Below are 26818 nucleotides of genomic sequence, written 5' to 3'. Positions count from 1 at the left end.
GGCTCACCCCTTTCGGTCGTCGTTGTCGGGAACGTCGTTCTTGGGGACATAGGCGTAGGTGCCGATGCGGATGCGCGCCACCACCTCGCCGAACGTGGTGACGATCTCGCTCTCCCAGGTCATGAAGGCGCCCCGCCCCACCGAGGTCTCCTTCGGCACGCACGACACCAGCCGCCGCCCGCGCCGTCCGATGCGCTCGCCCGCCACCACCGGGCGCAGGAAGTCCACCTCGATGTCGGTGCCGAAGAAGCCGGTGGTCTTCGGGCCGATCGGCATGTCCTGGTTGTTGATGGCGCTGCGCACCGGCTGGGCGTCGCGGTCGTCGCTGTCGAACAGCGTCTCGCCGGGCCGCCACATCGGCGGGAGCGTCCACGACATCAGCCCGGTGTAGGGCATGGTGACGTCCGCGAACCCGGCCCGGCGCGCCACCTGTGGATCGGTGTGCAGCGCGCAGTCGAACTCCAGCGGCTCCAGATATCGGCGGATCGCGCCGCGTTCGACGGCGTCCGCGCCCCAGACGGTCTCCCCGTCGGAGAAGTCGCGGCCGACCGCGTCGACGACGGGCTGCCACTCGGCCTTCCAGTCGTCCGGCCCGGCGGCCGCCTTGTTCTTCGTGCTCGCCTGTGCGCTCAACGGAGCGCGCCTCCCTCCAGCAGTTCACGCACCCGCGCCTCGGGGTAGCCGAGGATCTCCCGCAGGACGGTCTCGTTGTCCTGCCCCAGCGTCGGGGCGGGACGTCGCACGGCGCCCGGCGTCGCCGACAGCAGGTAGCGCGGCCCTTCGACGTACGCCGTGCCGTGCAGGCGGTGCGGCAGCGCCACGATGTGGCCCCGCGCGGCCAGCTGCGGGTCGGCGACGAAGTCCGCGCTCGCCTGGGACGTGTGGGCCGGGACGCCCTCGGCCTGCAGCAGCCGCTCCACGTCCCGGGCGCGGTGCCGGGACGTCCACTCGGCGATCGCCTCGTCGAGCATGTCCTCGTGCTCGCGGCGGCCCGGCGCCGTGGCCAGGTCCTCGCGTCCGGCCAGGTCGGGGCGGTCGAGGACGGCGGCCAGGCGGAGCCACTCGGCGTCGGTGCGCACGGCGATCGCCACGAACCGGTCGCGGCCGTCCTCGGGCCGGCACGGGTAGACGCCGTGCGGGACGAGCACCTCGTCGCGGTTGCCCCGGCGCCGCGCGATCGTCCCGTCGAACCCGTACCGCGCCACCTGCGGCGACAGGAAGAACACGCCCGCCTCGATCTGCGCCACGTCGATGTGGCGGCCGCGCCCGGTGCGGCGGCGGTCCTCCACCGCCGCCAGCAGCGCCGCCAGCGCCAGCCGGGGGCCGAGGTAGTCGGTGTAGGGGCCGAACGGGCCGAGCGGCAGCCGGTCCTCCCAGCCGACCAGGCCCTGCAGCCCGCTCAGCGACGAGCCGACGTTGCCGTACCCGGCGAGCCTGGCCAGCGGGCCGCTCTGCCCGGCGATGCTGGTGCTCAGCATGATCAGGGACGGGTTGTCCGCCGCGAGCGCGGCGTAGTCCAGCCCCCAGGCGGCCATCCGGCCGGGCGAGAACGACTCGACCACCACGTCGGCCCAGCGCGCCAGGTCGCGGACGACCGCGCGCCCGTCCTCGCTGTTGAGGTCGACGGTCAGGCCGAGCTTGCCGGCGTTGCAGTTGCCGAACAGCGCCGAGTTCTCCGGGCCGGGCGCGCCGCCGTAGAACGGCTGCATGAGCCGCGCCGTCTCGATGCGCGTGCCGGACTCGGCCCGCACGACGCAGGCGCCGAAGTCGGCGAGGGCCCGGCCGATGAGCGGCCCGGCGACCACCCACGCCAGGTCCAGCACCTTCAGGCCGTCCAGGGCCCGTGCGCCCCGCGGGCGGGCCGCCGGGACGGCACGGTCGGTACAGACGGCACGGTCGGCGCAGACGGCGCGGTCGGCATGGTCGGCAGGGTCGGCGCGGTCGCCGGGGAGCCATTCGCGCAGCACCTCGCCGGTGTGCTCGCCGACGCGCGGGGCGCGGCGCCGCACCCGCGGCCCGTCGCCGCCGGTGACCTGCGCGAAGCGGCCGGGGATGCGCACCTTGCGGCCCTCGATCTCCACCTCGGACCAGAAGCCGCGGGCCGCCAGGTGGGGCGCGTTCGCCACGTCGGCCATGTCGAAGATCGGCACGCAGAGCAGGCGGCGGCGCAGCGCCGCGTCCAGCACCTCGGCCTTGGTGCGGTCCTTGAGGAAGGCGCGGACGGCGGCGCGGGCCTCGTCCAGGTCGGCGGGGGTGAGCGTGCCGTCGGCGAGCAGGCGCGGCAGGGTGCGCCAGTCCCAGGACGCGATGCGCTCGTCCACCGCGCCCTCGTCGCGCAGCCAGGCGAACAGGTTGTTGGTGAACGCTCCGGCCGCCGGGCCCATCGACAGGTGCAGCTCGACCATGCCGTCCTTGACCTGCCACTTCTTCATGGCGTTGGGCGTGGCGGCGCCGCTGCCGCTCTGGTCGGAGGGCGGTGCGGGCTCGCGGTGCCACTCGGGGTCGCCGTCGCCGACCGCGTGCGCCAGGACGCGCGCGAGCGTCGCCACGCCCAGGCACGCCTGCGCCGAGACGTCCACGACCTGCCCCTCGCCGGTGGCCTCCCGCGCCAGCACCGCCAGCAGCGTGCCCGCCGCGGCGTCCGCCCCGGCCTGCAGGAACGCCTGCGGGGCGCTGATGCGCAGCGGCGGCCGGCCCTCGTCGCGGTGCGGGTCGAGGGGGCCGCCCGCCGCCCAGACGACCAGGTCGCCGTCGGCGTAGCCGGCCTTGGGCCCGGACAGCCCGAACGCCGTGATCGCCGTGACGATCAGCCGGGGCCGGCCGGTGCGCAGCGTCTGCGGGTCCAGGCCCCGCTCCCGCAGCCACGCCGCCGGGGCCGAGGTGACGACGACGTCCGCCGCGTCCGCCAGGCGGTGCACCAGCGCGCGGCCCTCCTCGGTGTCCAGGTCGGCGACGACGCCGCGCCGCCCGGCCGCGTAGGCCTCCCAGAACAGCGACGGGCCCGGCCCGCCGGCGACCGGCGGGGCCTGCCGGGCGGGCGACCCGCCCGGCGGTTCGACCTGCACCACGTCCGCGCCCAGGTCGGCGAGCAGCCGCCCGCACATCAGGCCGCGCTCGTCGGTCAGGTCCAGGACGCGCAGGTGCTCAAGCATCGGCACCGGCGCCGCCCAGCGGACGGGAGGCCTCGCGCAGGGAGATCGCCCGCTCGGGGCAGGCGCTGGCCGCCTCCCGCGCGTCCGGCAGCAGCCCGTCCGGGACCTCGATGGTCTGCCCGCGCTGGGCGACGAAGCCCTCGTCGTCGTCGGACAGCAGCCCCTCGGCCACCGAGTAGCAGCGGCCGTGCCCCATGCACCGGTCCGCGTCGATCGACAGGAACATTCCTTCAGACCTCCCATTCCAGGGGCAGCGTCGGCATGGTGAGCTGGCCGCCCCGCTCGGTCAGCGTCACGCCCGGCCGGATCCGGTAGTCGGGGATGCGGGCGTGCCACTCGCGCAGCACCACCGCCAGCTCGAGGCGGGCCAGGTGCATGCCCAGGCAGCGGTGCGGGCCGGCGCCGAACGCCAGGTTCTGGTTGACGCCCTCGCGGCCCAGCACGAACCGGTCGGGGTCGGGGAACTTGCGGGGGTCGCGGTTGGCCGAGGCGATGCCCAGCCAGACGACGTCGCCCTTCTCCAGCGGCAGGCCGTGGAAGTCCTGCGGCTCCTGCACCTCGCGGCCCGCCTGGATGACCAGCGGGTACATGCGCAGGAACTCCTCGACCGCGGCGGGCGCCAGCTCGGGTTCGGCGATGATCCGCCGCCGGTCCTCCTCGTGCCGGGCCAGGTGGGTGAAGATGAAGCCGAGCGCGCTGCGGGTGGTGTCCAGCCCCGCCAGCATCAGCGTCATGCAGATGGTGAGGATGTCCTCCTGGGACAGCGGCTCGCCGTCGATCCGCGCCTGCACCAGCCGCGTCACCATGTCCTCGGCCGGGTCGCGGGGTGCGGCGCGGCGCTCGTTCACCGCCTGGTCGAAGTACTCCAGGATGTTGCGGCGGGCCTCGGCGGCCGCCTTGGGGTCGCCGCCGAAGAAGCCCGCGAACAGCGTCTCCGACCAGGGCAGGAAGAACTCGCCGTCGGCGACCGGAAGGCCCAGCAGGGACAGGAACAGGTCGGTCGGGTAGCGGATGGCGAACTCGGCGACGAAGTCGCAGCCGCCCTTGGGCCGGACCTCCTCCACCAGTTCGACGCAGCGGCTGTGCGCCAGCGGCTCCATCCGCCGCACCGCCGCCGGGGAGAAGAACGGGTTGAGGACGCGCCGCAGCTTGGCGTGCTCCTTGCCGTTGAGGTCCTGCGGCAGCAGCGCGATGCCCGGCTCGGGGTTCAGCGCGCTGCGCACGCGTGTCGTCCACACCGCGTGGTTCTGGAAGCCCTCCAGCACGTCGTCATAGCGCTGCAGCATCCAAAAACCGCGCGGCCGGGTGTCGTTGAAGTGGAACCGGGCGGCCTCGCGTTCGGCGTCCAGCAGGGCGTAGTGCCCGTACAGCTCCGAGTCCTCGCCGTACTCGGTGTGGCTGACGGGGCAGCCGCGCATCGTCCGGACCCCGGGCGCGTCGTCCGGCCCGGTCCGCTGCCTGGTCTCGCTCATCGGGGGATTCCTTCGTCGTTCGGTTGTCGCTCGGGTCCCGCGGGACGAGAACTCGTCACTCGCCCGACGCCAGGCCGGGGATGAACGTCGCGATCTGCGGGAAGAAGATCAGGACCAGCGTGACGATGATCGCCATCGGCATGAACCACCACACCGCCCGGAACACGTCGTTCATGCTGATGCTCTGACCCTGGTTGACCTGCGGGTCCTTGGTGATGCTGTAGATGATGAAGGCCAGGATGCCGACCGGCGGCGTCACCACGGCCAGCTCTCCCATGAACACCGCGAACACCCCGTACCAGAGCAGGGAGATGTCCAGCGCCTTGAGCGTCGGCATGAGGATGGGGATGGTCAGCACCATCATCGGCAGCGGCTCCATGAAGGTGCCGAGCACGACGTAGACCACCGTCATCAGCAGCAGGAAGCTCACCCGGTTGAGGTTCAGCCCCTCCACCAGCTCGGCGAACCCGTTGCTGATCCCGGTCAGGGTCAGCATCCGCGACAGCGCCTCGACGCCGATCAGCATGAAGAAGATCGCGCCGACGCTGGCCACGGTGCCGGTCGCGGCGTCGGCCACCGCCCGCCAGGCGCCCGAGCCGCGCCGCCACACCAGCGTGACCAGCAGCGACACCAGCGCGGCGACGGCCCCCGCCTCGGTGGCGGTGAACACGCCGGAGAACATGCCCACCACGATCAGCACGATCAGCAGCGGGACGGGCCAGATGCTCACCAGCCCGACGAACCTGTCCCGCCAGGTCGCCGCGGGTGCAGAGGCCGCACCCAAGGCCGCGCCGGAGGCCGCCCGGGCCGCCGCTTCGGCCGCCGCCCCCGTCCCCGCCCAGCGCCGCGCGAACAGCACGATCATGACGGTGAACAGGGCCGCGACCAGCAGGCCCGGGCCGATGCCGGCCAGCAGCTGCGGCCCGATGGGCACCTCGGCGATCCCGGCGTAGATGACCAGCATGATGCTCGGCGGGATGAGCTGGCCCGGCAGCCCCGCGACCACGACCGACCCGATCGCCAGCCGCCTGTCGTACCCGGCCTTGAGCATCTCGGGGATGCCGATGCGGGCCAGGGCGTAGGTCGTCCCGACCGAGGAGCCGCTCACCGACGCCAGGCCCGCGCCCGCCAGGTTGGTGCCGACGGCCAGCCCGCCCGGCAGCCAGCCCAGCCACATCCGGCCGACCGAGTACAGGCTCTCGGTGAGCCCGGCCCGCCACAGCAGCAGGCCCATGAGGATGAACATGGGCACGACGCTCAGCGTCCAGTTCGCCACCTGCTGGTAGGGCAGCGTCGTCAGGGTGCTCTCCACCAGCGGCCATCCGCGCAGCGCGTGCACGCCGAGCAGCGCCGGGATCGTCATCGCGATCGCCACCGGCATCCGCAGGAAGATCAGCACGAGCATCAGCGCACAGGCCAGCGCGCCGATCGCCTCGGGCACCAGCGGCAGGAACAGCGCGACGGTGGAGCCCACCACGGCCGCCGCGGTCAGGACGAGGACGATCCAGGACCGCATCTCCGAGGCGCCTTCCCGGCCGTCGCCGCCGGGGTCCTCGGCGCCGGCCGGGGCGCCGACGGTGCGCGTGGCCGGTTCGGTCATGACCGGGCCTCCTTGTTCTCGGCGGCCGACAGCTCCTGCAGGACGGCCGCCTCGTCGGGGTCGGTGGTGGCGGGGCCGGTGACCGGGCGCAGCGCGGCCCGCACGGCGGCCGCGGCGAACTGCGCGGTCAGCCCGGCGAAGGCGAGCGGGACCAGAAAGTACGTCGGCCAGGCGGGGACCTCGCTCACCCCCGCCGTCTTCTTGATCTCGTAGGCGTGCAGGGCCTCCTGCCAGCCGTACCAGGCGAAGCCCGCGGCCAGCGCGCAGCAGGCGGCCAGCACCACCGCCAGCACCGGGCGCCGCCCCGCCTGGGGCAGCCGCTCGAACAGCAGGTCGGCCGCGATGTGCTGGCCGCGGTGCTGGGCGGCGACGAAGCCGAGGAAGGCGACGACCGGCAGGTACCAGTACTGCACGATCTCCAGCGTGTTGGGCACCGGCCGGTCGGCGAACGACCGCAGCAGGGCGTTGACCGTGATGTGCAGCATCATCACGAAGGTCACGGCCACGGCCGCCACCTCGATCACGGCCACGTCCAGCCGGAACCTGCGGGACGCGGCGTCCGGCGCGTGCTCGGGCCGGCCGTCGGCAGCGGGGTGGGATGGTGCGCTCATGGCGGCTCCATGGCGAAGGTGGGGTGGGTTGGGCCGCCGCGGCGGGGCGCGGCGGCCAAGACGTGCGGTCAGAACGGGCGGTCAGAACGGGCGGTCAGGACGGGCGGTGCGGCAGGAAGATCTGCTGGTAGACCTGCTGGATGTAGCGATCCACGTCCACTTTGCCGGACTTGTACCACTTATCGAAGTCGGCGTGGGCCACGGTCTCCTTCGGCCCGACGGCCTGCGCCTCCTTCAGCCACCGGTCGGCGGCCGACTGGATGTTCGTCACGAACGCGCCGGGGTCGTCCACCTTGGCCTTGGTCCGCAGGTCGTTCAGCATGCGGGTGTTGGCCGCGGTCATGGCCTTGCGGGCGTCGTCGGAGAACGGGCCGACCGAGCCGCCCGCCGCCTTGGCCTCGGAGACGGCCTGCGCGATGTTCGGCCAGATCTTGCCCTCGATGTTGGAGCTCAGGAAGACGTCCAGCCGGTCCCACAGCAGCTGGCGGGCGACCAGCGGCAGCCCGTCCCAGGTCTGCTGGTTGATCGCCATGCCGCCGGGGGCCAGCGCGAACCCGGCGGCGGGGTCGATGGTCACGTTCGGCGCGACCTTGACGAACCCGCCGAGCACCCCGACGGTGAAGCTGGAGACGGTGCAGTCGACCACGCCGCGCTGCAGGCTCTCGAACTGCTCGGTGTAGGGCACCGACGCGGGCGCGGCGCCCAGCGCGGTCAGCTCGGTGTTCTGCGCCTGGCCGCCGGAGGCGGTCTGCACGCCCTTGAGCGAGGCCAGGTCGCGGCGGGGCTTGCGGCAGAACATCACGTTGGCGCCCGAGTCGTAGTAGGGCACCATCAGCTTGATGCCCTTCTTCTCGAACTCCTCGGTGATCTCGGGCGTCTTGAAGGCCACCTCGTTGGGCCAGGCGTTGGACTGCAGCGTCCCGGCGATCGGCGTCTGGTTGGACACGAAGCTCGCCTGGATCAGCGCCGCGTTGGCCGGGTACTCCGAGGGCTCGTAGATCGGCAGCACCTGGCCGATGTCCAGCCGGCCGTCCACCAGGGCGTCGTCCACCTCGGCGGGCGGGGCGACGCCGTTGGAGTAGGTCACCTCGAAGGTGATCTTGCCGCCGGACCACTCGGTGACGGCCTTGAGGTAGTCCTCGACGTTCTTGCCGGTGACCGAGCCCTTGGGGGACGGGGACTGGGTGGTCAGCTTGATCGGTTCGACGTCGGCGAAGGCCGCCTTGTACTGCTCGATGGTGGCCCCCGCGGGAACGCCCTTGCCTCCACCGCCACCGGCCCCGCCGCCTTGGGTGTCGGCGCACGCCGACAGTGCGAGGACGCTGCATGCGCCCAGGGCGAGGGCGACTGCGCGCACGCCCCGGCCACCGCTGTTAGCGACCATGTTCCACTCCGTCGCTCGGGAAAAGATGATGAATATGATTCGCCTGTATTACGTCCAGGTCAAGAGTTCTATGCGCATGAATCGAAGGAAATATGGCCAGGTGAGGAACGTGCGCACGCTAGGTGCGCAGGCCGCGCCAGGCGGTGGTGCCGCCGTCCACCGGGAAGATCCCACCGGTGAGGAACGAGGCGTCGTCACAGGCCAGGAAGCAGACGACCTTGGCCACCTCCGCCGGCCGCCCGAACCGGGGGATCAGGTGCGCGCCCGTCATCTCCCGCAGCCTGGCCTCCCGGTCCGGCGCGGCCGCCAGGTGCGCGCGGCTCATCGGCGTCTCGATGGAGCCCGGGCAGTAGGCGTTGCAGCGCACCTCGGGCGCCAGCGCGATCGCGGCGGCCCGGGTGAGCTGGATGACGGCGCCCTTGCTGGAGGTGTAGGCCGCGGCCGGGTAGCCCGTCATCCCCGCGACGGACGCGGCGTTCACCACCGAGGGACCGCGCCCCGACGCCCGCAGGTGCGGGGCCGCCGCCTTGGTCGCCACCCACACGGCCTTGACGTTGACCGCGTACACCCTGTCCCAGGCGTCCTCGGGCAGCGTCTCGAACGTGGCGCCGGGGGCGACCGCGCCGTCCATCACCCCGGCGTTGTTGACCAGGGTGTCCAGGCCGCCCGCCGCCGCGGCGGCCGTCTCGACCATGTCCGCGACCTGCGCCGCGTCCGCCAGGTCCACCCGGATCGGCAGGCCCCGCGCGCCGGCCTCGCCGACGGCGGCGGCGGTCTCCTCGGCGGCGGCGAGGTCGATGTCGGCCACGGCCACGAACGCGGCGCCCTGCCGGGCGGCCTCCACGGCGATCTCCCGTCCCATGCCGGCGCCCGCGCCGGTCACGAGCACACGCTTGTCCGTGAGCATGTCGGTCTCCGTTCTGCTGTTGGAAGGTGTGCGCGCCGCGCCCGGCGACCGACCGGCATCCCCCGCCCGCCGCGGCCGCGGTCAGTCGCCGGCGGGCACGCGTCGGCCGGCTTCGAACAGCGCGGTCGGCTCCTCGTAGCGGCCGCCGGCGAAGGGCGAGTGGCCTCCGGCGCCGGTCATACCCGCGTCGACCGGCAGCACGATGCCGGTGACGTGGGACGCCTCGTCGCTCGCCAGATAGAGCGCCCCGGCGGCGACGTCGGCGGGACGCAGCGGCCGGTCCATGTACGCCGTCTCGCCGAGCGCGCGCTCGGCCCCGCCCAGGTCGTCGGCGCCCCCGGCCACCAGACCGGCGGTCATGGCCGACACGACGGCGCCGGGCACGATCACGTTGCACCGCACGCCGAACCGGCGCAGCTCGGCGGCGACCGAGTTGGACAGCCCGATGATCCCGGCCTTGACCGCGCTGTAGACGTGCGGGCCGACGCCGCCGAGCACCCCGGCGGGGCTGGAGGTGGACAGGATCACCCCGCTGCGCCGCGGCTTCATCACCCGCGCGGCGTGCTTCATCCCGCACAGCGCGCCGCGCAGGTTGACGGCGATGGTCAGGTCGGCGTCCGGCATCCGGGTGCGGTCGATCGGGCCGAGGGCGCCCATCACCCCGGCGTTGTTGAACATCACGTCCAGACGGCCGAACCGTTCGACGGCGGTGTCGACCAGGGCGGCCACGTCGTCCTCGCGGGAGACGTCGGTGCGCACGAACACCGCGCCCTCCCCCAGGGCGGCGGCCAGCGCCTCGCCGGGCCCCTCCTGCACGTCGGCGATGACGACGCGGGCGCCCTCGGCGTGGAACAGGCGGGCGGTGCCCTCGCCGATCCCGCTCGCGCCGCCGGTGATGACCGCGACCTTCCCGGCCAGCCGTCCTGACATTGACCCTCCTCGGTCGGTCTGCCGCGCGCGGGGGTGTCACGCGCGGAGGTCGCACAGGGGTGTGCGGAAAAAGCGGGCGTCCAGGCCCGGTCAGGGGGCGACGGCGATGGACTTGGTCTCCAGGTACGACCGGAACCCCTCCGGGCCCATCTCCCGGCCCAGGCCCGACTCCTTGTAGCCGCCGAACGGGGTGCCGAACGCCTGGGGACGCCCGTTGAGGCTGACCATGCCGGTGCGGATGCGCCGGGCGATCGCCAGCGCGCGGTCCTCGTCCGGTGTCCACACCGAGCCGGACAGCCCGTAGCGCGAGTCGTTGGCGATCGCCACGGCCTCGTCGTCGCCGTCGTACTCGATCACCGCCAGGACCGGCCCGAAGATCTCCTCCTGGGCGACGCGCATGCCGTTGTCGACGCCGTCCAGCAGCGTGGGCGGGACGAACCAGCCGCGCGCCAGCTCGCCGGGCAGCTCGGCGCGCTCGCCGCCGACGACGACGCGGGCGCCCTCGGCCCGGCCGGTCGCGATGTAGCCGGCGACGCGGTCGCGCTGCACCTTGCTGATCAGCGGCCCGACGGTGGTGGAGGGATCTGCGGGGTCGCCGAGGCGCTGCGCGCGCAGCGCCTCGGCCAGCGCCGCGACGATCTCGTCCCGGCGGCGGCGCGGCACCAGCACCCGGGTCTGGGCGATGCACGCCTGGCCGTTGACCAGCAGCGCCATCGGCAGCAGCGCCGGGACGACGGCGTCCAGGTCGGCGTCGTCGCAGATGATCGCGGCCGACTTGCCGCCCAGCTCCAGCGTGACGCGGGCGATCCGCTCGGCCGCCACCGCCATGATCTTCTTGCCGGCGGCGCTGCTGCCGGTGAAAGCGATCTTGTCGATCCCGGGATGGGCGACCAGCCGCTCCCCGGCGGCCCGGTCGCCGGGCACGATGCTGAGCACTCCCTCGGGCAGCCCCGCCTCGGCCAGCGCGTCGGCCATGGCGTGCACGGTCAGCGGCGTCTCGGGCGGCGGCTTGAGCACCACCGAGCAGCCGGCCGCCAGCGCCGGGGCGACCTTGAGGGCCGGAGCGCTGAGCGGACCGTTCCACGGGGTGATCGCGGCGACCACCCCGACCGGCTCCTGGGTGACGATGCTGGCGTTGGCGCCGTCGGTGCGCCGCTCGTCGTAGCGGAAGGTCTCGGCCAGGTCGGCGTAGTAGCGCAGGTGCCGGATGGGGTTGGGCACGTGCGCGCGTTCGCTGAACCAGATCGGGCAGCCCAGCTCGGCGGTGATGCCGGCGGCCAGCTCGGGGGCGCGCCGCTCCAGCAGGTCGGCGGCGGTGCGCAGCACCTGGGCGCGCCGGGCCGGGTCGGTGCCCGCCCACACGCCCGCGTCGAACGCCTTGCGCGCGGCGGCGACCGCGTCGTCGATGTCGGCGGGCGAGGCCAGCGCCGCGGCGCCCAGGTGCTCGCCGGTGGCGGGATTGCGCACCTGCACCGCGCCACCGTCCCGCGCCGGAACCCGGCGCCCCCCGACGAACAGCCCCAGTGGCCCGCTCCGCACCGCCGCCATCTGCGCTCCGATCCCGCCCGATCACCAAATCTGTGATAATGAACATAAGGGTCGGTCAACGGAAGGTCAAGGGCCCGACCCCGCGGACCTGCGCGAACCATGATCATCTGGGTGCGGAGCGATCGCGCGCACCCGCCCCCACGGCCTGACCGAGGAGCGACCATGACGAGCCGGAGCCAGATCGCCGACCTGCTGCGGCGGGTGCGCCGCCTGGAGGAGAGCGAGACCGCGCGCAACCATCTGCACCGCTACGCCGAGGCGCTCGACGATCCCGACCCGGAGGCGGTCGCGGCCCTGTTCACCGAGGACGGCGCGCTGCACACCCGGCCGGCCGGGCGGCCGGGCCGGACGATGACCGGCCGCGCGGCCATCGCGGCCTTCTACCGGGACCGGATCGCGGCCGACCCGTCGCAGAAGCGGCACTTCATCGTCAGCCCCCGGACCACCTGGGTGGCGCCGGGCGTGGTGGAGATCGCCTCGTACTTCCTGTTCACGGCGCGCGCCGACGTCTCGTCGGTGATCGGCTGGGGCACCTACCGGGACCGGCTGCACGTCGACGGCGACACCGCCCTGTTCGCCGACAAGACCATCGACCTGCACGTGAGCACCGACCTGGAGAAGGGGTGGGCGCGTCCGTGAACCGGCGGACGCGCCCGCCTCATGCGGACGTGTGAGGCGTGCCCGGCGGGCCGGGCACGCCCCGCCGGCCGCGTGCGGCGCGGCGGTCAGGCGAACGCGGGGAGCACTTCGTTCTTGAACAGCTCCAGGGTCCGCAGCACCTGCTCCTGGGGCAGGTCATACCACTGGGCGCGCAGGATGACGTGGGTGAACCCGTCGGCCTCCAGGGCCTTGAGCGCAGCGACCGCCCCCGCCGGGTCGGTGAACAGATAGGAGGCGTCGGCGACCTCCTCGGCCGCCCGGTCGCCGCGCAGGTGCCGGTACGCCTCGCCCTGCTGCGGCGCGTTGTACTCGGCGTACCTGCGGGTGAGGGCGCCGCGGGCCGCGACGCCGACGGCCCGCGCGCGCTCGCGGTCGTGGTCGAGCACCAGTTCCCGGCGGACGACCAGCTCCGACGGCCCGAGGCCGAGCCGCTCGCGCTCCCCCCGGTAGTGCCCGAGGAGCGTGCGTAGCTTCTCCGGGGCGACGTGGGGCGGGACGATCCAGGCGTCCCCGAGCCGGGCGGCGCGCAGCGCCCCGGTGCGGTGCGGGCCCGCACCGATCCACACCGGCGGCCCGCCCGGCTGCACCGGCGGCAGGCTGATGTGCTGGTCGTCGACGCGGAAGTGCTCGCCGCGGAAGGTGACGCGCTCGCCGCTCCACAGCCGCCGGATCAGCTCCACGGCCTCCTCGTAGCGGCCGAGCCGGTGCTCCATCGGGATGCCGAAGGAGGCGAACTCGTTCTCCCGGTAGCCCATGCCGAAGCCGGCGACGGCGCGGCCCCCGGTCAGGTGGTCCAGGGTGGCGAACTCCTCGGCGACCTCGACGGGGTGCCGCAGCGGCAGGATGAACATGTTCGTGCCCAGGCGCATGTCGCCCGCGTCCTCGGCGAGCGCGGCCAGCAGCGGGACCGGCTGCAGGGTCGGCATGCCGCCGAGGTAGTGCTGCAGCACCCAGATCGAGGAGATCCCCGCGTCGCGGGCCGCCCGCACCTGCTCGCGGATCAGCGGGACGCGCCGCGCGGGCACCGCGTCGGGGGGGAAGTCGTTCATGACGGCGAGCCCGAACCGCAGCACCTCGGCACCTCCACAACGCCCGGGCCACCCCGGGCGACATCGTACGGACCAGCTGGACAGGGGACGTCAGGGCTGGCAAAAACAGGTTCATCATGCGCCTGGATTTCGGCCCGGGTCAAGCGTCCCGGCCCGCCGCGCGACCTGGGCGGGCCCGCGAGGAGGGCCGCCGCCCCGGCGATCGCTTGACGCGGCGGCTCTCCACCAAATACCTTCATTTCATTATCAGAGTTAAGGGTAGGGAGCGCCTGGTTGTGAGCACGCCCACCGGATCGAACGAACGCCCCGGGCCGCCGCCCGGGGAACTGGACGTCCTCGTCGTCGGCGCGGGCTTCGCGGGCCTGTACGCCCTGTACCGGCTGCGCGCGCTCGGCCACCGGGTGCACGCCGTGGAGGCGGCCGGCGACGTCGGCGGCGTCTGGTACTGGAACCGCTACCCCGGGGCGCGCTGCGACATCGAGAGCGTCGACTACTGCTACTCCTTCTCCGACGAACTGGTCCAGGAGTGGGACTGGACCGAGCGCTACCCCTCCCAGCCGGAGATCCTGCGCTACATCAACCACGTCGCCGACCGGTTCGACCTGCGCCGCGACATCACCTTCCGCACCCGGGTGACCGCGCTGACCTTCGACGAGGAGGCGGACGCCTGGACGGCCGTCACCGAGCACGGCGACCGCGTCACCGCCCGCCACGTCATCATGGCCACCGGCCAGCTGTCGGTCGCCAAGCCGCCGGACATCGAAGGCGTCGGCGACTTCGCCGGCGACTGCCACCACACCGGAAACTGGCCGCCGGGCGGCGTCGACTTCACCGGCAAGCGGGTGGGCGTGATCGGCACCGGCTCGTCCGGCGTGCAGGTCATCCCGCAGATCGCCCGGCAGGCCGCGCACCTGACGGTGTTCCAGCGCACCCCGCACTACATCGTCCCGGCCGTCAACCGCCCGCTCGACCCCGAGTACGTCGCCGACCTCAAGTCGCGCTTCGAGGAGTACCGCGAGCAGGCCCGCAACCACCCGGGCGGCACGCACCGCGTGCTGCACGAGGACCTGGCGGTGGAGGCCGACCCCGCGGAGCTGCGCGCGCGGCTGGAGGAGTACTGGCGGCGCGGCGGCCCCGACATCCAGGCCGCCTACCAGGACATCACCCGCGACATGGAGGCCAACGAGCTGGCCGCCGAGTTCGTCCGGTCCAAGATCCGCCAGATCGTCCGCGACCCGTGGGTCGCCGAGCGGCTCACCCCGCGCGGCTACCCGTTCGGCAGCAAGCGCCTGGTCCTGGAGATCGGCTACTACGAGACGTTCAACCGCGACAACGTCCGCCTGGTCGACGTGCGCGAGACCCCCATCGAGCGCATCGAGCCCGAGGGCGTGCGCACCGCAGGCCCGCAGCCGGAGCTGCACCGGCTCGACGTGCTGGTGTTCGCCACCGGGTTCGACGCGCTGACCGGCGCCGTGCTGAAGATCGACATTCGCGGCCGGGGCGGACGGTCGCTGCGCGACAAGTGGTCGGCGGGCCCCCGCACCTACCTGGGGCTGGCCACCCACGGGTTCCCCAACCTGTTCTTCATGGCCGGGCCCGGCAGCCCCTCGGTGCTCAGCAACGTGCTGGTGTCGATCGAGCAGCACGTCGAGTGGGTCTCCGACCACCTGGAGTACCTGCGCAAGAACGGGCTGACCCGCTCCGAGGCCGTCCTGGAGAAGGAGGACGCCTGGGTCGAGCACGTCAACGAGGTCGCCGCGCAGACGCTCTACCCGCGCGGCAACTCCTGGTACCTGGGCGCGAACGTGCCGGGCAAGCCGCGCGTGTTCATGCCCTACGCCGGCGGGGTCGGGCGGTACCGGCGGATCTGCGCCGACGTGGCCGCACGCGACTACGACGGCTTCGACCTGAGCTGACCCCCGAGCCGTCCCACGAACGATCGCGAGCGGGAAGGCCCCGCACGTGAACACACCAGGAGGTCCGGCGCGTGAGCCCTGCTGACATGCGCGACGACAGTCCCCCCGCCGACGGCCCCCTCGCGGGCGTGCGCGTCATCGAGCTCGGTTCGATGTACGCGGCGCCGACCGCCGGCCGGATGCTGCGCGACTTCGGCGCGGACGTGGTCAAGGTCGAGGACCCGGCCGGCGGCGACTTCGCCCGCCAGTGGCAGCCCGCGCACAACGGCCTGGCGATCGGGTTCTCCCGGCTGAACGCCGGCAAGCGGTCGGTGGGCATCGACCTTCGGCAGCCCGCCGGGCGCGACCTCGTCCGGCGGCTGGCCCGGGACGCCGACGTGCTCATCGAGAACTTCCGCCCCGGCCGGATGGAGGCGTGGGGCCTGGGCTACAAGGAGCTGTCGCAGGACAACCCCGGCCTGGTGCTGACCCGGGTGAGCGGCTTCGGGCAGACCGGCCCGTACCGGGAGCGCCCCGGGTTCGGCACCGTCGCCGAGACCGCCAGCGGCTACGCCTTCCTCAACGGCTGGCCGGACTCGCCCCCGACCGCGCCGCCCTTCGGGTTCGCCGACTCCATCGCCGGCATCGCGGCGGCGTTCGGCACGACCATGGCGCTGTACCGGCGGGAGGCGGGCGACGGCACCGGCGGCGAGGTGGACGTGGCGCTGTACGAGCCGCTGATGTTCATCCTCGGCGACGCGGTGCTGCGCTACACCACCTCCGGGGAGATCATGCAGCGCTGCGGCAACGCGTCGGGCGCGGCCTCGCCGCGCGGCATCTACCAGGCCGCCGACGGGGCGTGGCTGTCGATCGCGGCGTCCAACCAGAGCATCGCGATGCGGCTGTTCGACGCGATGGGCCGGCCCGACCTGCGCACCGACGAGCGGTACGCCACCAACGCGGCGCGCATGGCCAACAACGAGGAGCTGCAGCGGATCGTGGCGGACTGGGTGCGGTCGCGGCCGCGCGCGCAGGTGCTGGCCGTGCTGGACGAGCACGAGGTGGTGGCGGCGCCGGTCAACGACGCCCGCGACATCACCCGCGACCCGCACTTCGCCGAGCGCACGCTCAGGGAGCTGGCCGGCACCGTCCTCGGCCCCGCCGCCGTGATGCCCGGCCCGGTGCTGCACGTCAAGGACTACCCGGGGCCGGTGTACCAGGGCGTGCCCGGCGTCGGCGAGCACACCGGCGAGGTGCTGGGCGGGGAGCTGGGGATGTCGGCGCAGGAGCTGGCCGAGCTGGCCGCGGCGGGCGTGATCAGCGCCCCGGGAGGGGCGTGCCGATGACCGCACCGGTGGCGCCCGGCCCGGCGGCCCGCGGCACGCCGCGGCCGAAGAAGACCGCCGAGCTGCTGGCGCAGCGGATCGTCGCCGACATCAACCGGCGCGGCAACACCGTCGGCGACCGGCTGCCGCCCGAGCGGGAGATGCTGGAGCACTACAGCGTCGGCCGCGGCACGCTGCGCGAGTCGCTGCGGTTCCTGGAGCTGCAGGGCGTGATCGCGCTGAAGCCGGGCCCGGGCGGCGGGCCGGTCGTGCAGCGGCCGGACGCGGGCACCCTGGCCACCACGCTGACGCTGCTGCTGCAGTTCGGCAACGCGCCGTTCCGCACGGTCGCCGAGGCGCGCGGCGGGCTGGAGCCGATGATGGCGCGGCTGGCCGCCGAGCGGATGAGCGCCGGGCACCTGGCCGACCTGCGCTCCAGCGTCGAGCTCATGGGCGACCACCTGGACGACCAGGCGGTGTTCCTGGAGCAGAACAAGCGCTTCCACGACGTCATCGCGCACGGCTCGGGCAACCAGCTTTTCGGGCTGGTGGTGGACGCGCTGCTGGGCATCCTGGACGGTTCGGCCATCGGCATCGACTACCCGGAGGTGCGGCGCCGCGCCGTGCACCGGGCGCACCTGCGGATCTACGAGGCGATCGCCGCGCGCGACCCGGCGGCGTCGGCCGAGGCGATGACCCGGCACATCGAGGAGTACATCCGCTACGCCGAACGCAAGTTCCCCGAGGTGCTGGCGGCCCCGATCGTGTGGAGCGACGGCCTCTAGCACCCGCCCGGACGCTCCGGGTGCTCCGGGAGGACCGCGCGGGGACCTCCCGGAGCACACCCGGTCACCGGATCACCCCGCCCAGGGCGAGTCGATCCCCAGGACGCGGGCCATGGTGCCGCCGAGCACGGACTTGGTCTCGTCGTCGGTCAGGCCGAGCGCTGCGATCGCGGCGATCTCCGCGCCCGGGTCGGTCATCGGCCAGTCCGAGCCGAACACGATGCGCTCCGCGCCGTGCCGCCGCACCAGCCGCCGCACCCGTTCCGGCGGCAGCTCCGCCAGGCTCGGCGGCCAGGACGTCTCCAGCACCACGTCGGCGCCGTCCAGCATCTCCTCGGCCTGGTCCAGGATGCGGTAGCCGCCGAAGTGGCAGGCCACCAGCCGCAGGTCGGGGAACCGCCGCGCGATGTCGGCGATCATCCGGGGGTTGGACAGCGCGTTGGTGCGGGCGTCGCCGCCCTCCCCCACGTGCGCGATGACGGCGACGTCGGAGCCGAACGCCTCCAACAGGTCCCACAGGCGCGGGTCGTCCAGGGCGAAGTTCTGGAACAGCGGGTGCAGCTTGACCGCCGTGACGCCGTGCCGCCGCAGGCTGGCCAGGTTCTCCTCGACGGGCAGGTCGACGTGGACGGTGCCGACGGCGACCCGCCGCTTGCCCGCCAGCCCGGCGACGAACGCGTTGACCTTGTCGACGTGCCGGGCCTGGTTGGCGATGCCCAGGCAGCAGCTGACGTCGACGCCGGCGCGGTCCATGGCCGCGGTCAGCCCGCCGACGGTGCCGTCGCCGCGCGCGGTGAGTCCGGGCACGCGGTTGCCGCCGAGCGCGGCCGCGGCGATCCGGTCCGGCCACACGTGGCTGTGCGCATCGATGATCATGTTCTCCTCACAGCTTGCCGGACTCGCCGCCGTCCACCACGAAGGTGGCGCCGGTGGTGAACGACGACAGCGGGGACAGCAGCAGGCACGCCAGCGGCACCAGCTCGTCCGGGTCGGCCATGCGCCCGGCGGGGATGCGGGCCACGCGGCGGCGCAGCAGGTCGGGCGACTCCAGCACGGCGCGCTGGGCGTCGGTGCGGAACGCACCCGGCGCCAGGCAGTTGACCTGGACGTTCTTGGCGGCCCACTCGGCGGCCAGGGCCTCGGTGAAGCGCACCACCGCGCCCTTGGAGGTGGAGTAGGCGACCAGGTGCGGCTTGCCCCGCACGCCGGTGGTGGAGGCGACGTTGACGATGCGGCCGCCCCCCTGGGCGATCATGTGCCGTCCGGCGGCCCGGGCGAGCAGCATGGGCGCCAGGACGTTGACCGCCATCACCTCCTTCCACACGGCGGGGTCCTGGTCGGCGAACCTGCCCGCCGGGGCGATGCCCGCGTTGTTGAGCAGCGCGTCGATGCGTCCGTGCCGGGCGACCACCTCGTCGGCGAGCCCGGCGACGGCGTCCTCGTCGCGCATGTCGGCCTCGACGGCGGTGATGCGCCCGCCGCTGCGCGCCGCCAGCTCGTCGAGCGCGTGCTTGGAGCGGGCGGCGCCGACGACGTGCGCGCCCTCGGCGGCGAGCCGCAGCGCGATGGCGGCGCCCAGGCCCCGGCTCGCGCCGGTCACCAGGACGACCGCGTCCCGCAGCCGAAGATCCATCAGGACACTCCCTTCGCCAGGCGCCGCGCGAGCGAGTCGAGCAGCACCTCGGTGGCGCCCTCGTACACGCGCAGCGGGCGCGCGTTGCGGTACAGCCGTTCGATCTTCGAGCCGCGCACCAGCCCGAAGCGGCCCATGACCTGCAGGGACCGGTCCACGACCCGGCCGGCGGCCTCGGTGGCGGCGACCTTGGCGAGCGAAGACATATCCAGGCGGGCCAGCGGGTCGGCGCCGGCCTGCGCCGCCGCCCGGTAGGCGAGCGCGCGGGCCGCCTCCACCTCCGTCCACGACAGCGCGACGTTCTGCGCGACGGCGCCCAGGTGGATCAGCGGCCGGCCGAACTGCTCGCGGGTGGTGACGTGCCGCAGCGCCTCGTCCAGGGCCGCCTGCGCCAGCCCGACCGCCGACCCGGCCACCGACACGCGGAACACCGCGAGCGTCTGCAGCATCAGCGAGAACGCCTTGCGGGGCACGCCGAGCCGGTTCTCCTCGGGCACCACGACCCCGTCGAAGTCCAGCTCGCCGAGGATGTGCGGGGCGATCAGGTCGCTGCCGGGGGTGACGGTCAGCCCGGGCGCGTCGGCGGGGACGAGCACCATCGAGTACCCGTCCGCGCCCTCGCGGCCGAGGACGCAGTAGAAGTCGGCCGCGCCGCCGTTGGTGATGAACGACTTGCGGCCGTGCACCCGCACGCCGCCCGCGACGCTCTCGACGGTGGTGGTGACGGCGCGCAGGTCGGACCCGACGTCCGGCTCGGTGAGCGCCAGCCCGGCGATGGCGTCGAGCGCGGCCACCCGGGGCAGCCACGCGCGGCGCAGCGCGTCGCTCCCGCCGACGGCCAGCGAGTAGCTGCCGATGCCCTGCATGGCGAACAGCGAGTCCAGGTGCGCCGAGGAGTACATCAGCGCCTCGCGCACGACGGTGATCGTCAGCGGGTCGAGGGTCTCGCTCTGCCCGCCGTAGGCCGCAGGCACCACGTGCCGGGCCAGGCCGGAGGAGCGCAGGGCCGCAAGGACCCCGGCGTGCACCCGGGTGCTCTCGTCGGCCTCGGCGGCGAACGCGTCCACCTGCGCCGCGACCTGCCGCGCCGCCTCCTGCACGCTGCGGTGGCGCGGGCTCAGCTCGAACAACTGCCCTTCTTCCACGATGCTCCTTAGGGTCGCCTGTCGGGGCGGACGGTCAGCGGCGCTGGTCGAACCTGCGGCCGAGCAGCTCGGAGGCGATGCGGATGCGCTGCATGGTGGGGGTGCCGCCCGCGATGGCCCAGCCGTGCGCGTCGCGGTGCAGGCGCTCGATGCCGTACTCCTCGGTGTAGCCGTTGCCGCCGTGCAGCTGCATGGCCAGGTCGGTGACGCGCTTGGCCATCTCGTTGGCGGCGCACTTGGCCAGCGAGGTCTGCAGCGGGTCGGGCAGGCCGGCGCCGGCGCCGGCGGCGGCGCGCTGCACCAGCAGCCGGGCCGCCTCGACCTGCAGCAGCATGTCGGCCAGCGCGAGCTGGACGGACTGGAACTCCACCAGCGGCTTGCCGAACTGCTCGCGCCGGCACACGTACTCGCGGGTGCGGTCCAGCGCGGCCTGCCCGATCGCCAGGCTCATGGTGGAGTTGCCGAGCCGTTCGATGGCGAACACCCCGAACAGCCTGCCGAAGCCGCCGGCGGGCACGACGACGTTCTCCTCGGGCACCCGGACGCCGTCGAGGATCACGTCGGCGGACGGGATGCCGCGAAAGCCCATGAGCCGCTCGGGCCGGCCGAAGCTCAGGCCGGGCATGCCCTTCTCCACGACGACGGCGCCGATGCCCTTGGCGCCGGGGGCGTCGCCCATCCGGCAGTACAGCAGGTAGCGGTCGGCCTCGCCGCCGTTGGAGATCCAGCGCTTGACGCCGTTGACGACGTAGCCGCCGTCGACGCGTTCGGCGCGGGTGCGCATGTCGGTGGCGGCCGACCCGGCGTCCGGTTCGGAGATGGCGACCGCCATGGTGCTCTCGCCCCGGATGATCGGCGGCAGCCAGCGCGCCCGCTGCTCCTCGGTGCCCAGATGGTTGATCACCTGGGCGGGCCCGGTGTTGGCCTCGAAGATCTGGAACGCCGCCGGCCGGGACACCTTGGCGAACTCCTCGATCACCGCCAGCGCCTGCGGCAGCGGGGCGCCCGCGCCGCCGAACCGCTCGGGCAGCGCGATGCCGAGGAAGCCCAGCTCGCCCAGGCGGCGCCGCTCGGCCTCCGACACCGGGGTGCGGGCGGCGTCGCGTTCTTCGGCCGACGGGCCGAACACCTCGGTCGCCACCCGGGCCGCCAACTCGCGGATCTCGTCGATCTCGGGATGCTCGGCAACGGCAGTCATGGAACCCGCCTTCTCCCTAGTAATGATGAACCTGGTTTGTGGGCGAGCGGCGGTCATCGGCGCTCGTGGACATACTGATGCATATCATGATAATCAATTGTCATGCAGCAGGGACACCCGCCGACCGAGGCCGTCATCGTCGATGCGGTCCGCACCGCCGCCGCACGCGGCCGACCGGGCGGCGCGCTCGCCGACGTCCACCCGGTCGACCTCCTGGCCCAGACGTTCACCGCGCTCTTCGCCCGCACCGGCCTCGACCCCGCCCTCGTCGACGACGTGCTGGTGGGCTGCGTGTCGCAGGTCGGCGAGCAGTCGGCCACCCCCGGCCGGATGGCCTGGCTGGGCGCCGGCCTGCCGGCGCACGTGCCCGCCGCCACCATCGACCGCAAGTGCGGATCCAGCCAGCAGGCCCTGCACTTCGCCGCGCAGGCCGTCATGTCCGGCTGCCAGGACGTCGTCGTGGTCGCCGGCGTGGAATCCATGAGCAGGGTTCCGATGGGCTCGGCCCGCGCGGGCGCCGACCCGTACGGCACCGCCGTCGGCGCCCGGTACGCCCCCGGCCTGGTGCCGCAGGGCGTCGCCGCCGAACTGGTCGCCGCCCGCTGGAAGCTGAGCCGCGACGAGCTGGACGCCTACGCCGTCCGCTCGCACCGCCTGGCCGCCGCCGCGCGCGACTCCGGCGCGTTCGACCGGGAGATCGTGCCGGTGGACACCCCGGCGGGCCCGTTCGGCCGCGACGAGACGATCCGCCCCGACAGCACCGCCGAGCGCCTGGCCGCGCTGCGGCCCGCGTTCGCCCGCGACGACCTGGCGGCCCGCTTCCCGGAGATCGGCTGGCACATCACCGCCGGGAACTCCTCGCAGATCACCGACGGCGCCGCCGCCCTGCTGGTGATGAGCGCCGCCCGCTGCGCCCGGCTGGGGCTGACACCGCGCGCCCGTATCCACGCGATGGCGGTGTGCGGGGACGACCCGCTGCTGATGCTCACCGCGCCGATCCCGGCGACGCACCGCGTCCTGGAACGCTCCGGGCTGACGCTCGCCGACATCGACCACATCGAGATCAACGAGGCGTTCGCATCCGTCCCGCTGGCCTGGCTCGCCGAGTTCCCGGACGCCGACCCGGACCGGGTCAACCCGCGCGGCGGCGCCATCGCCCTCGGCCACCCGCTCGGCGCGTCCGGCGCCCGCCTGGCCACCACGATGCTGCACGCCCTGGAGGACGGCGGCGGCCGCTACGGGCTGCAGCTGATGTGCGAGGCGGGCGGCATGGCCAACGCCACCGTCATCGAACGCCTCTGACCCCGCCTGCCGAACCCGCCTTCCCGCCCCGCCACCATCGCGAAACGGAGACACCCGCGTGGACGTCAAAGGAACATCGGTCATCGTCACCGGCGGCGCCTCGGGCCTGGGCGCGGCCACCGCGGCGCGGCTCGCCGAGCGCGGCGCCCACGTGGTCGTCCTCGACCTGCCCGAGTCCGACGGCGCGGCCGTCGCCGGCCGGATCGGCGGCACCTTCGCCCCCGCCGACGTCACCGAACCCGAAGGCGTGCAGGCCGCGCTCGACGCCGCCGAGGCGGCCGCGCCGCTGCGCGCCCTGGTGCACTGCGCGGGACGCGGCGGGCCGGTCCGGCTCGTCGGCCGCGACGGCTCCCCCGGGTCGCTGGAGACCTACGAGCGGATCGTGCGGATCAACCTGATCGGGACGTTCAACGTGCTGCGGCTGGCGGCCGCGCGGATGGCCCGCAACGAGCCCGTCGGCGGCGAACGCGGCGTGTGCGTGCTGACCGCGTCGGTCGCCGCGTGGGAGGGGCAGATCGGCCAGATCCCGTACGCGTCGGCGAAGGCGGGCGTGGTCGGCATGACGCTGGTGGCCGCGCGCGACCTGGCGTCGCGGCTGATCCGGGTCACCACGATCGCGCCCGGGCTGTTCGACACCCCCATCCTGGCCCGCCTGCCCGAGGACGTGCGCGAGTCCCTCGGCAGGAGCGTCCCCCACCCCAACCGGCTCGGCGTCCCCGACGAGTACGCCTCGCTGGCCCTGCAGATCATCGAGAACAGGATGCTGAACGGCGAGACCATCCGCCTGGACGGCGCGCTGCGCATGGCCCCCCGCTGACCGCCGGATCGTCGAAGGAGACCGAAGATGAGCCAGACCGCCGGCGCGGAGCCGGAACTGCTGGTGGAGGAGCGCGGCCCGGTGCTGGTGCTCACCATGAACCGGCCCGCCGCCCGCAACGCCGTGACGCGGAACATGGCGCACCGCATCGCCGAGGCGCTGGACCTGCTGGACGCCCGCCCCGACCTGGCCGTCGGCGTGATCACCGGGGCGGGCGGGACGTTCTGCGCGGGCATGGACCTCAAGGGGTTCGCGCGCGGCGAGCGGCCCGTCGTGGAGGGGCGCGGCCTGGCCGGGCTGGTGCAGCGGCCGCCGCGCACACCGCTGATCGCCGCCGTGGAGGGGTACGCCCTCGCCGGCGGGTTCGAGATCGCCCTGGCCTGCGACCTGATCGTGGCGTCGCGGGCGGCCACATTCGGGCTGCCGGAGGTCAAGCGGGGCCTGACGGCGGCCGCCGGAGGCCTGCTGCGGCTGCAGCGGCGGGTGCCGTACCACCTGGCGATGGAGCTGGCGCTGACCGGGCGGATGTGGCCCGCCACCGACGCCGCCGAGGTCCGCCTGGTCGGCCGGCTCACCGACCCCGGCAAGGCCCTCGCCGGGGCGCTGCAGCTGGCGGAGGAGATCGCCGCGAACGCGCCGCTGGCGCTGGCGGCGTCCAAGCGGGTGCTGGTGGAGTCCGCGGACTGGACGCTGGACGAGCAGTTCGCCCGGCAGGAGGAGATCGTCGCCCCGGTCCGCGAGTCGGCCGACGCCAAGGAGGGCGCGCGGGCGTTCGTGGAGAAGCGCGCCCCGCGCTGGACCGGCTCCTGAAAGGGACGGCCCCGAAGGCCCGCCGCCCGGCGCGCCGCGCGCCGTCAGCGCCAGCCGACGACCTCGTTCATCAGCGCCGGCTGCTTGCGCCGCACGTAGGTGGCGTACTCCTGCATGTGGTCGCGCATCAGCTTGTCGGCCGCGTCGGCGTCGGAGTCGGCGATCGCCTGCGCGATGGCGGCGTGCGCCTCGCGCACCTTGGCGCGGCGGGCCTTGGGGAAGAACATCCCGCTGACCCGGTCGTGGAAGATGTGCCCGAGCGAGGCGCTGTAGAGGTTGAGCATGCCGTTGCCCGACATGGACGCGACCAGGCGGTGGAAGTCGCCGCTGTGGCTGAGGTAGCCGGCGTCGTCGTCCAGCGGCGTGCCCTGGGCGATGCTCCTGAGCAGCTCGACCTTGTCGGGTTCGCGGCGCTCGGCGGCCAGCCGCGCCATGACCGGCTCCATCACCAGCCGGGCCTCCATCAGCTCCCGGAAGGTCATCCGCGCCGCCTGGAAGTACAGCGACGCCATCTGGCCGAAGGCGGCCGCGCTGACCTCGGCGACGATCGGCCCGCCGCGCGGGCCCGGCTTGATCGAGATGAGGCCGTGCACCTCCAGGATGCGCAGCGCCTCGCGCAGCGACCCGCGCCCGACGCCGTACTCCTCGATCATCTGGGCCTCGGACGGCAGCGGCGTGCCCGGTGCCAGCCCCTCCGCGCCGATCTTCCGCACGATGTCCTGCGCGATCGCCTCGCCGACCTTCACCCCCCGTTTGATATGCGGCTGCGCCACGTCGTCCCTACCCGTCTTCCTGAATCAATGACAACCATCATTATGGTCCATAGGAAGACCCGGCATGGCGCCGCGGCGACCCGGCCGACGCCTTTACGTTGTAGATCACAAGGTGCCGTCCCGGGCGGTCGACCCGGGACGGCACGCGGCGCGGCGGCCGCCGCCCCGTGACGAGAGGCATCACCCCGGCAGAGGGAGACGATCAGCCGCGTTCCGGTGCGCGGCGCTCGGTGGCCGCGTCGGCCAGCAGGCCGAGGCCGATGCCGAGGAGCCAGACGTCCTTGCTGACGCCGATGCCCTCCCGGCTGGGCCAGACGCTGCCGGGTTTGCGCAGGCCGGGGGCGCGCAGGTAGAACGCGACCAGGGAGCCGCCGAACCCGGTGAGGGCGGCCCCCGCCAGGGCGCTCGGCACGAACGGCGCGAGCAGCGCGGCGCCGGTGGCGATCTGCCCGGCGGCCAGTAGGCGCAGGAATCGGTGCGGCGGGACGTCGCGCAGGAACGGGAAGGCGGCGGCCGCCATGCCGTGCGTGGCCGCGGCTTGCTCCTTGTCCCCCTTCCACAGCTCCAGCCCGCTGTGCAGGATGTACGCGCCGCAGGCGAGGCGGCCCGGAACGGTCCTCAGCTTCATCGCATCCTCCTGGTGGACGGACGGTCGGGCATGCGATGGGGGGCGGGGCGCGTCCGGGACCGGGCCCGGCCAGGTCAGGCGGGGGCGGCGGACGCGCGGGCGGAGGCGACCAGTTCGCGGGTCGCGGGGGCGACCTCCTGGCCGAACGTGCGCAGGAAGGCGGGGTCGTCGGCCATGGCGATGAAGCCGCTGACGCCGTACTCCAGGGCCAGCTCGGCCAGTTGCTCGGCCCACCGCGCGGGCGGTCCGGTGAACGGCTCCTCGCCGCCGGACCCGAACCGGCCGCCGATGTTGAGCAGGCGGCGCACCGCGGCGGGGTCGCGTCCGGCCGCGGCGGCGGCCTCGTCGATGACCGCGTTGCCTTCGGCGAGCCGGTGCACGCCGTCCAGGTACGGCAGCGAGGGCAGCCACCCGTCGGCCTTCCCGCCGACCAGACGCAGCATGCGGGGCTTGTAGGCGCCCAGCCAGATCCCGATGTCGTGGGCGGGGGCCGGGCCGCGCTTGGCGCCGTCCACCCGGTGGTAGGCGCCGTCGATGCGCAACCGCGCGGTGTTGCCGGCGTCCCAGACGCCGCGGATGACGTCGATGGCCTCGCTGAGCGCGTCGACGCTCTGCGCGGGGGTGAGGCTGGGCCCGCCCATGGCCGCGATGGCGTCCCGGAAACCGCCGGCGCCCAGGCCGAGCTCGAAGCGGCCGCCGCTGAGCAGGTCGAGGCTCGCCGCCGCGCGCGCCAGCACCGCGGGCGGACGCAGCGGCAGGTTCAGCACGTTGCCCGAAAGGCGGACGCGCTCGGTGCGCGCCGCCACGTAGGACAGCAGCGTCCAGGTGTCCAGGAAGCGCGGCTGGTAGGGGTGGTCCTGGAACGTCACCAGGTCGAGGCCGGCGGCCTCGGCCTCCTGCGCCAGGTCCAGCACGTGTTTCGGGTCGGCGCTGCCCGGGGTGATGAACGCGCCGAACATGAGGTCGTGGCCGTAGTCGGTCATGACTCCCCCCTCACTGCCGCCGCGCGGACGTCGCGGCCGCACGGCCCCAAGGTGATCGGACGTGCCGTGGAACCGCGCGCCACGGGACGGTATTCCGCCCCGGCCGCACGGGAAACGGCCACGGCCCGGCGTCCTCGGCCCGGCCTCGCCGTTAGGCGGAAACCCGGCCGGGTAGGCGGCGCATGAGGTGGTCGCCGTGAAGGCCGTCCTT

The 26818-nt window shown here is 73.9% G+C and carries 25 protein-coding genes; 7 read left to right on the top strand and 18 right to left on the bottom strand.

The window, feature by feature from the left end:
• Positions 1-3: 3 nt before the first annotated feature.
• From QSK22_RS08415 to QSK22_RS08370, 10 genes are all read right to left on the bottom strand, one after another.
• Positions 4-633, bottom strand: a complete 630-nt coding sequence (locus QSK22_RS08415; protein WP_285493444.1) for an FAS1-like dehydratase domain-containing protein — start codon at positions 631-633, stop codon at positions 4-6.
• Positions 630-3152, bottom strand: a complete 2523-nt coding sequence (locus tag QSK22_RS08410; RefSeq protein WP_285493710.1) for a CaiB/BaiF CoA-transferase family protein — start codon at positions 3150-3152, stop codon at positions 630-632. Before QSK22_RS08410 ends, QSK22_RS08415 begins: the two co-directional genes overlap by 4 nt.
• A complete protein-coding gene (locus QSK22_RS08405) occupies positions 3145-3378 on the bottom strand; it encodes a ferredoxin (RefSeq protein WP_285493443.1) in 234 nt (77 codons plus the stop codon). Before QSK22_RS08405 ends, QSK22_RS08410 begins: the two co-directional genes overlap by 8 nt.
• A 4-nt stretch (positions 3379-3382) precedes the next feature.
• Entirely contained in the window at positions 3383-4624 is a 1242-nt protein-coding gene (locus tag QSK22_RS08400) for a cytochrome P450 (protein ID WP_285493442.1), read from the bottom strand.
• Positions 4625-4679: 55 nt separating this feature from the next.
• A complete protein-coding gene (locus tag QSK22_RS08395) occupies positions 4680-6224 on the bottom strand; it encodes a TRAP transporter large permease (RefSeq protein WP_285493441.1) in 1545 nt (514 codons plus the stop codon).
• Complete coding sequence (locus QSK22_RS08390; protein WP_285493440.1) at positions 6221-6835, bottom strand: TRAP transporter small permease; 615 nt, start codon at positions 6833-6835, stop codon at positions 6221-6223. The genes QSK22_RS08395 and QSK22_RS08390 overlap by 4 nt, the downstream gene beginning before the upstream one ends.
• A gap of 94 nt (positions 6836-6929) precedes the next feature.
• Entirely contained in the window at positions 6930-8219 is a 1290-nt protein-coding gene (dctP, locus tag QSK22_RS08385) for a TRAP transporter substrate-binding protein DctP (protein ID WP_285493439.1), read from the bottom strand.
• A gap of 118 nt (positions 8220-8337) precedes the next feature.
• A complete protein-coding gene (locus QSK22_RS08380) occupies positions 8338-9126 on the bottom strand; it encodes an SDR family NAD(P)-dependent oxidoreductase (RefSeq protein ID WP_285493438.1) in 789 nt (262 codons plus the stop codon).
• Between the two features lie 81 nt (positions 9127-9207).
• Positions 9208-10056, bottom strand: a complete 849-nt coding sequence (locus QSK22_RS08375) for an SDR family oxidoreductase (protein ID WP_285493437.1) — start codon at positions 10054-10056, stop codon at positions 9208-9210.
• A gap of 90 nt (positions 10057-10146) precedes the next feature.
• On the bottom strand, positions 10147-11604 hold the full coding sequence (locus QSK22_RS08370; protein WP_502872289.1) for an aldehyde dehydrogenase: 1458 nt from the start codon (positions 11602-11604) through the stop codon (positions 10147-10149).
• Between the two features lie 162 nt (positions 11605-11766).
• Between QSK22_RS08370 and QSK22_RS08365 the strand changes: the two genes are divergently transcribed.
• Positions 11767-12243: a nuclear transport factor 2 family protein gene (locus QSK22_RS08365; RefSeq protein WP_285493435.1), complete on the top strand. Its 477-nt coding sequence runs from the start codon at positions 11767-11769 to the stop codon at positions 12241-12243.
• An 86-nt stretch (positions 12244-12329) separates the two neighbouring features.
• Here the strand turns inward: QSK22_RS08365 and QSK22_RS08360 are convergent, their stop codons facing one another.
• Positions 12330-13337 (bottom strand): LLM class flavin-dependent oxidoreductase, encoded by a 1008-nt coding sequence (locus QSK22_RS08360; protein ID WP_285493434.1) that lies wholly within the window; start codon positions 13335-13337, stop codon positions 12330-12332.
• A 251-nt stretch (positions 13338-13588) separates the two neighbouring features.
• On the opposite strand from QSK22_RS08360, the gene QSK22_RS08355 reads away from it, so the two are divergent.
• From QSK22_RS08355 to QSK22_RS08345, 3 genes are all read left to right on the top strand, one after another.
• Positions 13589-15229, top strand: coding sequence for a flavin-containing monooxygenase (locus QSK22_RS08355; RefSeq protein WP_285493433.1), 1641 nt, complete (start codon positions 13589-13591; stop codon positions 15227-15229).
• 71 nt (positions 15230-15300) lie between these two features.
• Positions 15301-16554 (top strand): CaiB/BaiF CoA transferase family protein, encoded by a 1254-nt coding sequence (locus tag QSK22_RS08350; protein ID WP_285493432.1) that lies wholly within the window; start codon positions 15301-15303, stop codon positions 16552-16554.
• Positions 16551-17318: a FadR/GntR family transcriptional regulator gene (locus tag QSK22_RS08345; protein WP_285493431.1), complete on the top strand. Its 768-nt coding sequence runs from the start codon at positions 16551-16553 to the stop codon at positions 17316-17318. Before QSK22_RS08350 ends, QSK22_RS08345 begins: the two co-directional genes overlap by 4 nt.
• 72 nt (positions 17319-17390) lie before the next feature.
• Here QSK22_RS08345 and QSK22_RS08340 read toward each other — a convergent pair whose 3' ends face one another.
• From QSK22_RS08340 to QSK22_RS08325, 4 genes are read right to left on the bottom strand one after another with little or no spacing between them, the layout of a single operon-like run.
• Positions 17391-18194, bottom strand: a complete 804-nt coding sequence (locus tag QSK22_RS08340; protein WP_285493430.1) for an amidohydrolase family protein — start codon at positions 18192-18194, stop codon at positions 17391-17393.
• Between the two features lie 7 nt (positions 18195-18201).
• On the bottom strand, positions 18202-18951 hold the full coding sequence (locus QSK22_RS08335; RefSeq protein ID WP_285493429.1) for an SDR family NAD(P)-dependent oxidoreductase: 750 nt from the start codon (positions 18949-18951) through the stop codon (positions 18202-18204).
• Positions 18951-20096: an acyl-CoA dehydrogenase family protein gene (locus QSK22_RS08330; protein ID WP_285493428.1), complete on the bottom strand. Its 1146-nt coding sequence runs from the start codon at positions 20094-20096 to the stop codon at positions 18951-18953. The genes QSK22_RS08335 and QSK22_RS08330 overlap by 1 nt, the downstream gene beginning before the upstream one ends.
• A 34-nt stretch (positions 20097-20130) precedes the next feature.
• Positions 20131-21294, bottom strand: coding sequence for an acyl-CoA dehydrogenase family protein (locus QSK22_RS08325; protein ID WP_285493427.1), 1164 nt, complete (start codon positions 21292-21294; stop codon positions 20131-20133).
• Between the two features lie 102 nt (positions 21295-21396).
• Between QSK22_RS08325 and QSK22_RS08320 the strand changes: the two genes are divergently transcribed.
• The 3 genes from QSK22_RS08320 to QSK22_RS08310 are packed head-to-tail and all read left to right on the top strand — an operon-like array spanning position 21397 to position 24223.
• Complete coding sequence (locus QSK22_RS08320) at positions 21397-22596, top strand: thiolase family protein (protein ID WP_285493426.1); 1200 nt, start codon at positions 21397-21399, stop codon at positions 22594-22596.
• A 58-nt stretch (positions 22597-22654) separates the two neighbouring features.
• Entirely contained in the window at positions 22655-23413 is a 759-nt protein-coding gene (locus QSK22_RS08315; RefSeq protein ID WP_285493425.1) for an SDR family NAD(P)-dependent oxidoreductase, read from the top strand.
• A 27-nt stretch (positions 23414-23440) separates the two neighbouring features.
• Positions 23441-24223, top strand: a complete 783-nt coding sequence (locus QSK22_RS08310) for a crotonase/enoyl-CoA hydratase family protein (protein WP_285493424.1) — start codon at positions 23441-23443, stop codon at positions 24221-24223.
• 44 nt (positions 24224-24267) lie between these two features.
• Here QSK22_RS08310 and QSK22_RS08305 read toward each other — a convergent pair whose 3' ends face one another.
• The 3 genes from QSK22_RS08305 to QSK22_RS08295 form a co-directional block, all read right to left on the bottom strand.
• A complete protein-coding gene (locus QSK22_RS08305; protein ID WP_285493423.1) occupies positions 24268-24996 on the bottom strand; it encodes a FadR/GntR family transcriptional regulator in 729 nt (242 codons plus the stop codon).
• Between the two features lie 202 nt (positions 24997-25198).
• Entirely contained in the window at positions 25199-25624 is a 426-nt protein-coding gene (locus QSK22_RS08300) for a hypothetical protein (RefSeq protein ID WP_285493422.1), read from the bottom strand.
• A gap of 74 nt (positions 25625-25698) precedes the next feature.
• Positions 25699-26607: an LLM class flavin-dependent oxidoreductase gene (locus QSK22_RS08295; RefSeq protein ID WP_352231423.1), complete on the bottom strand. Its 909-nt coding sequence runs from the start codon at positions 26605-26607 to the stop codon at positions 25699-25701.
• Positions 26608-26818 lie beyond the last annotated feature (211 nt).

The sequence above is a fragment of the Actinomadura sp. NBRC 104425 genome (assembly GCF_030269545.1).
In the GTDB taxonomy this organism is placed as follows: domain Bacteria; phylum Actinomycetota; class Actinomycetes; order Streptosporangiales; family Streptosporangiaceae; genus Spirillospora; species Spirillospora keratinilytica.
Note: the sequence above shows the minus strand (reverse complement) of the source record. Positions and strands in the feature narration are given on the sequence as shown.

What these genes read in the sequence shown, in the direction of transcription:
- QSK22_RS08410 (WP_285493710.1), bottom strand. Translation starts at nt 3,152, where the DNA reads ATGCTTGAGCACCTGCGCGTCCTGGACCTGACCGACGAGCGCGGCCTG.
- QSK22_RS08405 (WP_285493443.1), bottom strand. Translation starts at nt 3,378, where the DNA reads ATGTTCCTGTCGATCGACGCGGACCGGTGCATGGGGCACGGCCGCTGC.
- QSK22_RS08400 (WP_285493442.1), bottom strand. Translation starts at nt 4,624, where the DNA reads ATGAGCGAGACCAGGCAGCGGACCGGGCCGGACGACGCGCCCGGGGTC.
- QSK22_RS08395 (WP_285493441.1), bottom strand. Translation starts at nt 6,224, where the DNA reads ATGACCGAACCGGCCACGCGCACCGTCGGCGCCCCGGCCGGCGCCGAG.
- QSK22_RS08390 (WP_285493440.1), bottom strand. Translation starts at nt 6,835, where the DNA reads ATGAGCGCACCATCCCACCCCGCTGCCGACGGCCGGCCCGAGCACGCG.
- dctP (WP_285493439.1), bottom strand. Translation starts at nt 8,219, where the DNA reads ATGGTCGCTAACAGCGGTGGCCGGGGCGTGCGCGCAGTCGCCCTCGCC.
- QSK22_RS08380 (WP_285493438.1), bottom strand. Translation starts at nt 9,126, where the DNA reads ATGCTCACGGACAAGCGTGTGCTCGTGACCGGCGCGGGCGCCGGCATG.
- QSK22_RS08375 (WP_285493437.1), bottom strand. Translation starts at nt 10,056, where the DNA reads ATGTCAGGACGGCTGGCCGGGAAGGTCGCGGTCATCACCGGCGGCGCG.
- QSK22_RS08370 (WP_502872289.1), bottom strand. Translation starts at nt 11,604, where the DNA reads ATGGCGGCGGTGCGGAGCGGGCCACTGGGGCTGTTCGTCGGGGGGCGC.
- QSK22_RS08365 (WP_285493435.1), top strand. Translation starts at nt 11,767, where the DNA reads ATGACGAGCCGGAGCCAGATCGCCGACCTGCTGCGGCGGGTGCGCCGC.
- QSK22_RS08345 (WP_285493431.1), top strand. Translation starts at nt 16,551, where the DNA reads ATGACCGCACCGGTGGCGCCCGGCCCGGCGGCCCGCGGCACGCCGCGG.
- QSK22_RS08340 (WP_285493430.1), bottom strand. Translation starts at nt 18,194, where the DNA reads ATGATCATCGATGCGCACAGCCACGTGTGGCCGGACCGGATCGCCGCG.
- QSK22_RS08335 (WP_285493429.1), bottom strand. Translation starts at nt 18,951, where the DNA reads ATGGATCTTCGGCTGCGGGACGCGGTCGTCCTGGTGACCGGCGCGAGC.
- QSK22_RS08325 (WP_285493427.1), bottom strand. Translation starts at nt 21,294, where the DNA reads ATGACTGCCGTTGCCGAGCATCCCGAGATCGACGAGATCCGCGAGTTG.
- QSK22_RS08320 (WP_285493426.1), top strand. Translation starts at nt 21,397, where the DNA reads ATGCAGCAGGGACACCCGCCGACCGAGGCCGTCATCGTCGATGCGGTC.
- QSK22_RS08310 (WP_285493424.1), top strand. Translation starts at nt 23,441, where the DNA reads ATGAGCCAGACCGCCGGCGCGGAGCCGGAACTGCTGGTGGAGGAGCGC.
- QSK22_RS08300 (WP_285493422.1), bottom strand. Translation starts at nt 25,624, where the DNA reads ATGAAGCTGAGGACCGTTCCGGGCCGCCTCGCCTGCGGCGCGTACATC.
- QSK22_RS08295 (WP_352231423.1), bottom strand. Translation starts at nt 26,607, where the DNA reads ATGACCGACTACGGCCACGACCTCATGTTCGGCGCGTTCATCACCCCG.